Here is an 11,729-nt window from a genome sequence, read left to right on the forward strand (position 1 = left end):
CTTCCTTGGTGGTGGGGTCAGCTGGCGATGTTCGGGTCGAACGTGAAGATCACCAGTGTGCCGACGAACAGGATGATCGCCATGGCGACGTACAGGACGATCTTCAGCCAGAACCGGGTGACGTCCTTGCGGGCGTAGTCGTCGATGATCGTGCGGAGGCCGTTGCCACCGTGGATCTCGGCCAGCCACAGCATCGCCAGGTCCCAGAACTGCCAGAACGGCGACGCCCAGCGGCCTGCCACGAAACCGAAGTTGATGCGGTGCACGCCGCCGTCGAGGATGTTCATGATGAACAGGTGGCCGAGCACCAGCACGATCAGGGCGAGGCCCGAGATCCGCATGAACAGCCAGCTGTAGAGCTCGAAGTTGCTCCGCCGGGCCGCCGGGCGGCGCGGGGAGCGCGGCTTGTCGAGCGCGAGGGATTCGGTGCTCATCAGGAGGCACCTCCGAAGAACGTGCGCCACACCATCGCGAGCGCGCCGGGAATCATCACGACCACCCAGATGACGATGATCGCCCACAGCATGTGCTTCTGGTACTTGGGGCCCTTGGACCAGAAGTCGACCAGCATCACGCGGATGCCGTTGAGCGCGTGGTAGAGGACGGCGGCGACGAGGCCGACCTCCATCAGGTTCACGATCGGCGTCTTGTACGTCTCGATGACCGAGTCGTACGTCTGCGGCGAGACCCGGACCAGCGCCGTGTCGAGTACGTGGACGAACAGGAAGAAGAAGGTGAGTACCCCGGTGATCCGATGCAGGACCCAGGACCACATGCCGGGGTCGCCCCGGTAGAAGGTCCCTTTCCGGCGTGAGGCACCCGCCCGATCGCTCGCCTCCGCCGCCGGCTCAGCGGCGGGGGTAGCCGTGGTGGACATCGGTGAACGGCCTCCAACGTCGTGGTTGGACTGTGCCCGGTGAAATCGTCAACGAGCCTGGATAGACGGATGCTAAACCCGCGCGCGTGAGGGCACTCAACCTCGGGTTGTCGTGTGTGATCGACCAGACACGGTGCGCGTGTCCTACGTCACTCGCCCAGGTGATGTTTTCGATGATGTGCCGGATGGATAGCCGTGCCGCGACACAAGCAAACATTTAGGTTACAGGCGGTGGTATTCGCCTGGCGTAAAGCTCACCGGCCGGTAGCGTTCGCCCGTCGAACCCGGCCGACTCGCGCCGGGTCGTGCTCGGGTCCGCTGTAACTCAGCGGGGAGGGAGAGAAAAGCGTGCGTAGAACACGTGCCACAGCGCTGGCAGCCACCGCCATGGCCGGGGTGCTCGCGCTGGCCGGTTGCGCCAAGGATTCCGGCGGCAGCGGGAGTGGCAACACCAACAACGCGGCCGGCTCGTGCGTGACCAGTACCGCACCGGCCGCGCCGGCGGGGGCCACCTCGTCCAGTTCCACCGGCAACAAGCCCAACGCCGGCTCCATGCGGGTCGGTCTCTCGTTCGACATCGGCGGGCGCGGGGACGCCTCATTCAACGACGCCGCGGCCGCTGGGGTGGACAAGGCCAAGGCCGACTTCGGCATCAAGGACGTCAACGAGAGCACCGCGGGCCCGAGCGAGGACGAGGCGGCCAAGGAGCAGCGCCTGTCCCAGCAGGCCACCAACGGCTACAACCCGGTCATCGCCGTGGGCTTCGCCTACGCCGACGCCGTCAAGGCCGTCGCGCCGAAGTTCCCGAACACCAAGTTCGCGATCATCGACGACGACTCCATCACCCAGCCGAACGTCACGCCGCTGGTGTTCTCCGAGGAGCAGGGTTCTTTCCTCGTGGGCGTCGCCGCGGTCTACAAGAGCAAGAACTGCCACATCGGCTTCGTCGGTGGCGTGAACACGCCGCTGATCCAGAAGTTCCAGGCGGGCTACGAGCAGGGCGCGAAGGCGGCCTCGAACAAGGTCGCCATCGAGAAGGAGTACCTGACCCCGGCCGGTGACTTCACCGGCTTCCAGGACCCGGCCAAGGGCAACACGGTCGCCGCCGCCCAGATCAGCAAGGGCGCGGACGTGATCTACCAGGCCGCGGGCGCGTCGGGCAAGGGCGTGTTCGAGGCCGCGAAGTCGGCGGGCGCCATGGCCATCGGCGTCGACTCCGACCAGTACAACCAGGCCACCGTCGCGGCGAGCAAGGACGTGATCATCACGTCGATGCTCAAGCGCGTGGACGTCGCGGTCTACGACTACCTGATGGCGGTCGCGACCAACACGATCGGCTCGCTGCCCAAGCGGTTCGACCTCAAGGTCGACGGTGTCGGCTACGCCACCTCCGGCGGCAGGATCGACGACATCAAGCCGGTGCTCGAGGGCTACAAGTCGCAGATCATCAACGGCAAGATCACCGTTTCCTCCACTCCCAGCAACTGACCAAGGCAGTCCCGTGCGGGGCTCGGGAAGGCGACCCCTTCCCGGGCCCCTTACGCCTTTCGGGGAGCTTCACACGATATGAGCAATCCAAGCCCGGTCGTCGAACTGTCCGGGATAACCAAACGATTTCCCGGGGTCGTCGCCAACTCCGACGTGAACCTCACCGTCAACGCGGGCGAAGTGCACGCCGTCTGCGGTGAGAACGGGGCCGGCAAGTCCACCCTGATGAAGATCCTCTACGGCATGCAGCAGCCCGACGAGGGCACGATCACGATCAACGGCGGCCAGGTGCGGCTGCGCAACCCGCAGGACGCCATCCGGGCCGGGATCGGCATGGTGCACCAGCACTTCATGCTCGCCGACAACCTGACCGTGCGCGAGAACGTGCTGCTCGGCGCGGAAAGCCTGCACGGGATCGGCCGCAAGGCCGGCGCGCGGCTGGCCGAACTGGCGAAGCAGACCGGGCTGGAGGCCCCGCTGGACGCGCTGGTCGAAAGCCTCGGTGTGGCCGACCGGCAGCGCGTCGAGATCGTCAAGGTGCTCTACCGCGGCGCGAAGATCATCATCCTGGACGAGCCCACGGCGGTGCTCGTGCCGCAGGAGGTGGACGCGCTGTTCGACACCGTGCGCGAGATGCGGGAGCAGGGCTTCACCTTCATTTTCATCTCGCACAAGCTCGACGAGGTGCGCGCGATCGCCGACACCGTGACGGTCATCCGCCGGGGCACCACGGTCGGCACCGTGGACCCGAAGACGGTCAGCTCGCGGGAGCTGGCCGAGATGATGATCGGCTCGCAGCTGCCGAGCCCGCAGACGCGAGAGTCCACTGTGACCGATCGCGAGGTGCTGCGGGTGCGCGGTCTCGGGCTCAAGGCCGAAGGAACCGACCGCTCCGTACTGGACGACATCTCGTTCACCGTGCACGCGGGTGAGGTGCTGGGCATCGCGGGCGTCGAGGGCAACGGGCAGACCGAACTGGTCGAGACCATCATGGGCCTGCGCAAGCAGACCGCCGGCAAGATCGAGCTGGTCGACGCCGACGGCAAGGCACGCGAGCTGAGCCGGCTGGGCACGCTCGCGCGGCGCGAGGCCGGTATCGGCTACATCGCCGAGGACCGCACCCGGCACGGGCTGCTGCTCACACAACCGTTGTGGGCCAACAGGATTCTCGGCTACCAGTCCCGCGAGCCGGTGTCACGCGGGCAGCTGCTGGACATCTCGGGAACGCGTAAGGACACCGAACGGATCGTGCACGACTACGACGTGCGCACCCCCGGCATCGACGTGCCCGCCGGCGCGCTCTCCGGCGGTAACCAGCAGAAACTCGTGGTGGGACGGGAACTTTCCGGTGCGCCGGTGCTGCTGATCGCCTCGCATCCGACGCGCGGTGTCGACGTCGGCGCGCAGGCGCTGATCTGGGAACAGATCCGCCAGGCCCGGCACCAGGGGCTCGCGGTGCTGCTGATCTCGGCCGACCTCGACGAGCTGATCGGCCTTTCCGACACGATCCAGGTCATGCTGCGCGGCCGCCTGGTGTCCGAAGCGGACCCGGCGACGGTCACCCCGCAGGAACTGGGCTCGGCCATGACCGGAGCGGAGGAGGCCGCATGACTTCCTGGCGTACCAAGATCCTGCCGCCGCTGCTGGCGATCGTCTTCTCGCTGCTGATCTGCTCGGTCGCGTTGCTGATCTCCGGCTCGGATCCGCTGCGGGCGTTCGGCACGATGGTCGAACAGCTCTTCCGCGGCACCACCGCGATCGACACGCTCAACCTCGGATGCGTGTACTACCTCTCCGGGCTCGCGGTGGCCATCGGCTTCCAGATGAACCTGTTCAACATCGGTGTCGAGGGCCAGTACCGGTTCGCCGCGGTGATCGCCGCGATCGCCGGGGGCGCCATGCACCTGCCGCCGGTGATCCACACGTCCGTGATCATCCTGATCGCCGCGCTCGCCGGTGCCGCCTACGCCGCGCTGCCCGCGATCCTCAAGGTGACGCGTGGCGTGAGCGAGGTCATCTCCACGATCATGCTGAACTCGATCGTCGGCGGCATCGTGGCTTTCCTGATCAATCCGCAGCAGTTCGGCGTGCTGACCGGCAACAACCTGCGCACCCAGCAGATCGACAAGTCCGGCCAGGTGCCCGGCATCCCCATCGGCGGCGGTGAGCTGTTCGGGTTCGTGATCATCGCCGCGGTCATCGGGCTGGCGTACTGGTTCATGCTCAACCGCACGAGGTTCGGCTTCGAACTGCGAGCCAGCGGCGAGTCCGCGACGGCCGCCGCCGCGGGCGGGGTGAGCGCGAAGAAGATGACGCTCATCGCGATGCTGCTCTCCGGCGGTGTGGCGGGTCTGGTCGCGATGCCGGAACTGCTCGGCCGCGACTTCTCCTACGCGATCACCTCGACCCAGAACTACGGCTTCACCGGTATCGCGGTCGCGCTGCTCGGCCGCAACCATCCGGGCGGTATCGCGCTGGGCGCGCTGCTGTGGGCGTTCCTCGACAAGTCCGCGGTGTCGCTGGAACAGGTCGACGTGCCCAAGGAGATCGCGGTCATCATGCAGGGCGCGATCGTGCTGTCGGTCGTCGTTGCCTACGAGGTCGTCAAGCGTGCCGACCTGGCCGCCGCGCAGCGCCGCGTCGGGCGCGCGCTGACGGGCAGGCAGGCGAGCGTCGCCGAAGGGGGAGCGGTATGAGCATCACGACGGACGAGAACCCCTCGGCCACGCCGCTGACGGTGCCCACACCGCAGCGGAAGCGCCGGATTCCGGGCTGGGCAAGGGGATTGCTGTGGGCGGTCGGCGTCATCGCGATCCTGTCCACCGCGTCCTATCTGACCGGCGTCAACACGCTGACGTCCACCAACACCGCGCAGACCGCGCTACGGCTGGCCCTGCCGATCCTGCTGGCCGCGCTCGGCGGGCTGTGGGCCGAACGCGCGGGCGTGATCAACATCGGGCTCGAGGGCATGATGATCCTCGGCACGTGGGGTGCGGCGTGGGGCGCCTACTACGGCGGCGTGTGGGCCGGTCTCGGCGCGGCGATGCTGTTCGGCGCGCTGGGCGGGCTGCTGCACGCGATCGCCACGGTCACGTTCAACGTCAACCACATCGTCTCCGGTGTGGCGATCAACCTGCTCGGGCTCGGCGTCGCGAAGTACCTCGCGACGCTGATCTTCGAGCCGTTGTCGAACAACCCGCGCCAGTCGCCGCCGGTGCCGACCTTCGACACGTACTCGGCGACGTTCTTGTCCAACTGGCTCAGCCGTCTCGAGGCGCAGCAACGGGTCGGCATCTCCGACGCGGCCGGGCTGATCAACGGTCTGGTCACGAAGGTCTCGCCGCTCGCGATGATCGCGATCCTGCTGGTACCGGTCAGCTACTACGTGCTCTGGCGGACACGGTTCGGGCTGCGGCTGCGCTCGTGTGGTGAGAACCCGGTGGCGGCGGAGTCGCTGGGCGTGAACGTTTACCTGTACCGGTACATCGGCGTGCTGTTCTCCGGCGCGCTGGCCGGCATGGGCGGTGCGTCGCTGGTGCTGCTCGCCGGTGGCGGCGGCTACCTGGAGAACCAGACCGGCGGTCGCGGCTACATCGGCCTCGCGGCGATGATCTTCGGCAACTGGCGGCCAGGCGGGCTGCTCGGCGGTGCGGCGCTCTTCGGATACGCCGACGGGCTGCGGCTGTCCGGTGGTGGCACGGCCGTGCTGGCGCTGTTGTACGGCGCGGTGCTGCTGCTGGCCGTGATCGTCGTGGTGCAGCTGATCCGGCGGCGGTGGGTCGCGGCGGCGCTCGGCGTGGTCGGCGCGGCGGTGCTGTACTGGATCTACTGGGCCAACGACGACCTGCCCAGCGAGCTGACTCCTTACACCGCGCACTTCGTGACGCTGATCGTGCTCGCGGTGGCCTCCCAACGGTTGCGTCCGCCGAAGGCCGACGGGGCGCGATACCGGAGGGGGGAGGGCGACTGATGTCCACTCCGGACTGGGAGGCGCTGCGCTCCGCGGCGGTCGAAGCCGCGCGGAACGCGTACGCGCCGTACTCGAAGCTGCACGTCGGCGTCGCCGGCCTGGTCGACGATGGTCGCGTCGTGCTGGGCTGCAACGTGGAGAACGCCTCCTACGGCCTCGGCCTGTGCGCGGAGTGCACGATGGCGGGGCAGTTGCGGCTCACCGGCGGCGGCCGTCTGGTCGCGGTCGCCTGCCGGTCGGGCGCCGGCGAGCTGCTGATGCCGTGCGGGCGGTGCCGCCAGATCCTGTACGAGCTGGGCGGCCCGGAGTGCCTGGTCGACACGCCGTCCGGGGTGCTGCCCATGTCGGCGGTGCTGCCGGACGCCTTCGGCCCGGCGGATCTACCGTGATCACCGCGGTGGACGTCATCCGGCGCAAGCGTGACGGCGAACGGCTTTCCGACGACGAGATCCGGTGGGTGGTCGACGCGTACACGCGCGGCGCGGTCGCCGAGGAACAGATGGCCGCACTGGCGATGGCGATCTTCCTGCGCGGCATGGACGCGGCGGAGACGGCCACGTGGACGGGCGCGATGATCGACTCGGGTGAGCGGCTGTCGCTGCGGGTGGACCGGCCGACCGTGGACAAGCATTCGACGGGCGGGGTCGGCGACAAGATCACCTTGCCGCTGGCGCCGCTCGTGGCCACGTGCGGGGCGGCCGTGCCGCAGCTGTCCGGGCGGGGGCTCGGACACACCGGCGGCACGCTGGACAAGCTCGAGTCGATCCCGGGCTGGCGGGCGGCGCTGTCCACGGAGGAAATCGTCCGGCAGCTCAACACGGTCGGTGCGGTTGTCTGCGCCACCACCGAAGGCCTGGCCCCGGCGGACCGCAAGCTCTACGCGTTGCGGGACGTGACGGGCACGGTGGAGTCGATCCCGCTGATCGCCAGTTCGATCATGAGCAAGAAGATCGCCGAGGGATCGGCGGGGCTGGTGCTCGATGTCAAGGTCGGATCCGGCGCGTTCATGAAGACGCGGGCGCAGGCAGGCGAACTGGCGCGCACGCTGGTCGGCATCGGCACGGCACACGGGGTGGCCACCACGGCGGTGTTGACGGACATGAGCACGCCGCTGGGGCGGGCGGTCGGTAACGCGGTCGAGGTCGCCGAGGCGGTCGAGGTGTTACGTGGTGGCGGGCCTGCCGACGTCGTGGCGCTGACCGTCGCGCTGGCCAGGGAGATGCTGGCGCTGGCCGGACTGTCCGAAGTGGATCCCGCAGCGGTCCTGGCGTCCGGCGAGGCGTACGAGACGTGGGCGCGGATGATCCGGGCACAGGGCGGGGATCCCGCGGCACCGTTGCCCCGGCCCGCACATGTGCACGTGGTTCCCGCGCCCGCGTCCGGGGTGTTGTCCGCTTTGGATGCCTACGCCGTCGGGGTCGCGGCCTGGCGGCTGGGGGCCGGACGGGCGCGGCGGGAGGATCCGGTGCAGGCGGCGGCGGGGGTGCTGTGCCTGGCGAAGCCAGGGGATCCGGTCGTCTACGGGGAGCCGCTGCTGGAGCTGCACACCGACACGCCGGAGGCGGTCGCCGGGGCCTTGGAGGCGCTGGAGGGGGCGGTGCGGGTGTCGGCGTCCGCTCCGCCATCGGCGTCGTTGGTACTGGAGACCGTGCGGGGCCGTTGACGCGAAAAGGGCCGTCCCTCCGGAATCGGAGGAACGGCCCTTCGTGGCGCTCGCTCAGTTCTCGGTCGACTCGTCGTCGCTCTTGGGCTTCACCTCGGCGCCCTTGGGGGCGCGGCCGTTGCGGGCGCGACGGGGCTGGCGCGGAGCGGGGGGCGGCGCGGCGATCTGCGGGACGGCCGGGCCGCCGCCGAGCATCAGCTCCGCGAAGGTCGCCATCGCCTCGTCCAGCTGGCCGCCGATGCGCCGCTCGGACTCCTCGTTGTGCTTGCGCACCAGGCTGCTCACCGAATCGGTGTCCGGCTGGCCGGACAGCGTGCCCTCGACCCGCGAGAATCCGGTCTTGACCGTGCCGCCCAGGTCGCCGAACTGGGCGGTGACCCCGTCCTCGACCTTGTCGATCCGGCCGGCCAGCTCGTCCAGCCTGCTGGTGATCGTCTCCAGTTTGCCGGTCATCGAGTCCAGGCGCTCGGACGCGTCGATCATCTCGCCGGTCTCCTCCAGCGCCGTGCGCAGCGACTGGCCGGTGGCCTCGATGCGCTCACGGGTGGCGGCGTCCAGCGCCTCGACCTTCGCCCTGAGGTCGGCGTCACCCGCGTCTACCCGCGAGCGCAGGTCGGCGTCCCCGGCCTCGATGCGCTCCCGCAGGGTGGACTCGGCATGCTCGATGCGTTCCTTGACCGGACCGGTCACGGCGGCGGGCAGCGCGTCGATCTTCGCGTCCTGCTTGTCCAGGTGCGCGCCCAGCTCGTCGATCCGGCGGTGGATGCCCTGCAGCTTGTCCTCGAGCCCGTCCATCCGGCCGACCACGGCCTCGAACCGCGCGGCGACGCCGTCGAGCCGCCCGTCCAGCTGCGCGAACGGCTTCGCCAGCTTGTCGACGATGCTCTCCACCGCACGAGCCAGGTCCGCGATCGCGTTGTCCTGCGCCTCCAGCTTGGACATGGCCTCGTCCAGCCGCTCGGCCAGCACACTGACCTCGGTCCGGTCGGGCAGTTCGGACAGCCGCTTGCGCACGGCACCGAGCGAGTCGACCGGCGCCAGGCGCGCGTAGATGTCGTCGAGCGCGTCGAAGATCTGCTGCTGCTCGCTCTCCCGGACTTCGGCCGCGCGCACCAGCATGTTGCGCATCCGGTCGAAGGACGGAGCTCCAATGTGATTGTCAGTGGTCACTTCGATGTCCTTCGTCGGCGGGGAAAGAAGGGACGTGGGCCGAAGCTTAACCATTGGGAAATTGCTCTGAGTATCGCCCCCGTAAAGGCAGCTTCGGCTAGCCCTACTCGCATGGCCCATTCCACATGACTGTGTCGGAGCTGAGGGTTAAGTGGAGGCTGAGAGTTGTGCGGCCATGTAGGTGAAAAGCCCTGGGTACGGTGAGGACATGTCCTCTTCCATACCGCCGCTGACCTTGGACTCGATTCGGAGCGTGCCCAAGGTGTTACTCCATGATCACCTGGACGGTGGCCTGCGTCCGGGCACCGTGATCGAGCTCGCCGAGGCGCACGGATACTCCGCATTGCCCAGTACCGACGTCGCTGAGCTGGGCCGATGGTTCCGCGAAGCCGCCGACTCCGGCTCCCTGGAGTCCTACCTGGAGACCTTCGCGCACACGTGCGGAGTCATGCAGACCGAGGACGCGCTGGTCAGGGTGGCCGCCGAATGCGCGGAGGACCTCGCCACGGACGGTGTCGTCTATGCCGAGGTGCGGTATGCGCCGGAGCTGTTCGTCGAGCGCGGCCTGTCGCTCGACGCCGTCGTGGAGGCTGTTCAGGCGGGGTTTGCCGAGGGTGAACGTCGGGCCGCTGATCAGGGGAAATTCATCCAAATGGGTACTCTTCTGTGTGCGATGCGTCAGCACGCTCGCGCGCAGGAGATCGCCGAGCTCGCGGTGCGTTACCGCGACCACGGCGTCGTCGGTTTCGACATCGCGGGACCCGAAGCGGGATTTCCACCGACCCGCAATCTCGACGCATTCGAATATCTGCGGACCAATAATGCGCATTTCACCATTCACGCCGGTGAGGCGTTCGGGCTCGCCTCAATTTGGGAGGCAATTCAGCATTGCGGCGCGGAACGGCTCGGGCACGGCGTGCGCATTGTCGACGACATCAAAACCGATCCGGACGGCACCGTGCATCTGGGCAGGCTCGCCGGCTACGTGCGCGACCGGCGCATCCCGCTGGAGATCTGCCCCTCCTCCAATGTCCAGACCGGGGCGGCTTCCTCGATCGCCGATCATCCCATCGGGTTACTGGCCAGGCTCCGCTTCCGGGTGACGGTCAACACCGACAACCGGTTGATGAGCGGATGCACCGTCAGCAGCGAGTTCGCCGCACTGGTGGAGGCGTTCGGTTACGGCTGGGCCGATCTTCAGTGGTTCACGATCAACGCGATGAAGTCGGCGTTCATCGATTTCGACCGCCGCCTCGACCTGATCAACAACGTGCTCAAACCGGGCTACGCGCCGCTGGTGTGAAAATCCCGTTGCGGTAGTTAGCCGACGCAAGTAAAGTTCAAGATGTAAGACGATCATCTCGCATCTTGGGACGGGTGTCATGGCACTGGCGGCGGAGGCGAGCACGGAGAGCGCACGGCGGTGGGGCATCCTCGCGCTCGGGCTCGCCGCGCAGACCGCGAGCTGCTCGTTCCTCTACGGCATCCCGTTCCTGGTGCCGGAGATGCGCGCGGACGCGGGGTTCTCGCTGGCGCAGGCGGGCACGGTGGTCGCGGCGCCGAGCATCGGCCTGCTGTTCACGCTGATCGCGTGGGGCGCGGCGGCCGATCGTTACGGCGAGCGGCTGGTCATGGCCCTCGGACTGGGCGCCTCCGGTCTGCTGCTGCTCGGGGTCGGGCTCGGCGCACCGTCCGCGGGCCTGATGTTCGCGCTGTTCCTGCTCGCCGGGGCCGCCTCGGCATCGGTCAACGCGGCGAGCGGCCGCGCCGTGATGGGCTGGTTCAAACCGTCCGAACGCGGTGTCGCGATGGGTATCCGGCAAACCGCGCAACCACTGGGGGTCGGCGTCGCCGCGCTGGCGCTGCCGCCGCTGGCGCAGCACTGGGGTTTCCGCGCGGCGATGCTGTTCCCCGCCGGGTTCGCGATCGTCGTCGCGCTGCTGGCCGCCTGGCTGGTCATCGACCCGCCGCGGCCGGCGAAGAAGGCGGGCGAGGCCAAACCCGCCTCGCCGTACCGGCATCCCACACTGTGGCGGTTGCACGGGGCGAGCGCGCTGCTGGTGGTGCCGCAGTTCGCGGTGTCGGCGTTCGCGCCGGTGTATCTGGTCAGCGCGCACCACTTCAGCCCGCTGGCGGCGGGCTGGTTCCTGGCCGCGGTGCAGGCGCTGGGCGCGCTCGGCAGGCTGGGCTCGGGTTACTGGTCGGACCGGGTGGGCAGCAGGCTGCGGCCGATGCGGCAGCTCGCGGTGGCGAGTGCGGCGGTGATGCTGCTCGTCGCGGTGGGCGACGCGACGTGGCCGTGGCTGGTGCTGCTCGCGCTGGTGCTGGCCGCGGTGATCACGGTGGCGGACAACGGGCTCGGCTTCACCGCGTCCGCGGAGCTGGCGGGCATCTCGTGGGCGGGCCGTGCGATGGGCGCGCAGAACACGGCGCAGAACATCGCCGCGTCGCTGACGCCGCCCCTGCTGGGCCTGGTCATCGGCGACTCACGCTACGCACTGGCCTTCTGCGTCGCCGCGATCTTCCCAACCCTGGCCATCCCCCTGACCCCAGTACACGCC

Annotated in this window: 11 protein-coding genes; 8 read left to right on the forward strand and 3 right to left on the reverse strand. The window is 68.7% G+C overall.

The annotated features are described in order from the left end of the window. Positions 1 to 17 precede the first annotated feature (17 nt). Both HFP15_RS34405 and sdhC read right to left on the reverse strand, forming a co-directional pair. Positions 18 to 434: a succinate dehydrogenase hydrophobic membrane anchor subunit gene (locus HFP15_RS34405; RefSeq protein WP_168521311.1), complete on the reverse strand. Its 417-nt coding sequence runs from the start codon at positions 432 to 434 to the stop codon at positions 18 to 20. Next, positions 434 to 877: a succinate dehydrogenase, cytochrome b556 subunit gene (sdhC, locus tag HFP15_RS34410; RefSeq protein ID WP_168521313.1), complete on the reverse strand. Its 444-nt coding sequence runs from the start codon at positions 875 to 877 to the stop codon at positions 434 to 436. The genes HFP15_RS34405 and sdhC overlap by 1 nt, the downstream gene beginning before the upstream one ends. Positions 878 to 1,264: 387 nt before the next feature. Between sdhC and HFP15_RS34415 the strand changes: the two genes are divergently transcribed. The 6 genes from HFP15_RS34415 to HFP15_RS34440 all read left to right on the forward strand — a co-directional run bounded on the left by HFP15_RS34415 (position 1,265) and on the right by HFP15_RS34440 (position 7,998). Then, positions 1,265 to 2,365 carry a BMP family lipoprotein gene (locus HFP15_RS34415; RefSeq protein WP_168521343.1) on the forward strand — a complete coding sequence of 367 codons (1,101 nt, stop codon included), beginning with the start codon at positions 1,265 to 1,267 and terminating at the stop codon, positions 2,363 to 2,365. 78 nt (positions 2,366 to 2,443) lie between these two features. Beyond that, a complete protein-coding gene (locus HFP15_RS34420) occupies positions 2,444 to 3,976 on the forward strand; it encodes an ABC transporter ATP-binding protein (protein WP_168521315.1) in 1,533 nt (510 codons plus the stop codon). Next, on the forward strand, positions 3,973 to 5,061 hold the full coding sequence (locus tag HFP15_RS34425) for an ABC transporter permease (RefSeq protein ID WP_168521317.1): 1,089 nt from the start codon (positions 3,973 to 3,975) through the stop codon (positions 5,059 to 5,061). Before HFP15_RS34420 ends, HFP15_RS34425 begins: the two co-directional genes overlap by 4 nt. Next, positions 5,058 to 6,335 (forward strand): ABC transporter permease, encoded by a 1,278-nt coding sequence (locus HFP15_RS34430; protein ID WP_168521319.1) that lies wholly within the window; start codon positions 5,058 to 5,060, stop codon positions 6,333 to 6,335. The genes HFP15_RS34425 and HFP15_RS34430 overlap by 4 nt, the downstream gene beginning before the upstream one ends. Beyond that, the gene (locus HFP15_RS34435; RefSeq protein ID WP_168521321.1) at positions 6,335 to 6,724 is read left to right on the forward strand and encodes a cytidine deaminase; all 390 of its coding nucleotides are present in this window, start codon (positions 6,335 to 6,337) and stop codon (positions 6,722 to 6,724) included. The genes HFP15_RS34430 and HFP15_RS34435 overlap by 1 nt, the downstream gene beginning before the upstream one ends. Next, positions 6,721 to 7,998 carry a thymidine phosphorylase gene (locus HFP15_RS34440; RefSeq protein WP_168521323.1) on the forward strand — a complete coding sequence of 426 codons (1,278 nt, stop codon included), beginning with the start codon at positions 6,721 to 6,723 and terminating at the stop codon, positions 7,996 to 7,998. Before HFP15_RS34435 ends, HFP15_RS34440 begins: the two co-directional genes overlap by 4 nt. Positions 7,999 to 8,052: 54 nt before the next feature. Here the strand turns inward: HFP15_RS34440 and HFP15_RS34445 are convergent, their stop codons facing one another. After that, positions 8,053 to 9,168, reverse strand: coding sequence for a coiled-coil domain-containing protein (locus HFP15_RS34445; protein ID WP_312871892.1), 1,116 nt, complete (start codon positions 9,166 to 9,168; stop codon positions 8,053 to 8,055). Between the two features lie 208 nt (positions 9,169 to 9,376). Between HFP15_RS34445 and HFP15_RS34450 the strand changes: the two genes are divergently transcribed. Continuing rightward, on the forward strand, positions 9,377 to 10,471 hold the full coding sequence (locus HFP15_RS34450; protein ID WP_168521325.1) for an adenosine deaminase: 1,095 nt from the start codon (positions 9,377 to 9,379) through the stop codon (positions 10,469 to 10,471). 79 nt (positions 10,472 to 10,550) lie between these two features. After that, a partial coding sequence (locus HFP15_RS34455) for an MFS transporter (protein ID WP_168521327.1) occupies positions 10,551 to 11,729 on the forward strand: 1,179 nt, incomplete at its 3' end.

The organism is Amycolatopsis acididurans (assembly GCF_012328925.1).
Classification (GTDB): Bacteria; Actinomycetota; Actinomycetes; order Mycobacteriales; family Pseudonocardiaceae; genus Amycolatopsis_E; species Amycolatopsis_E acididurans.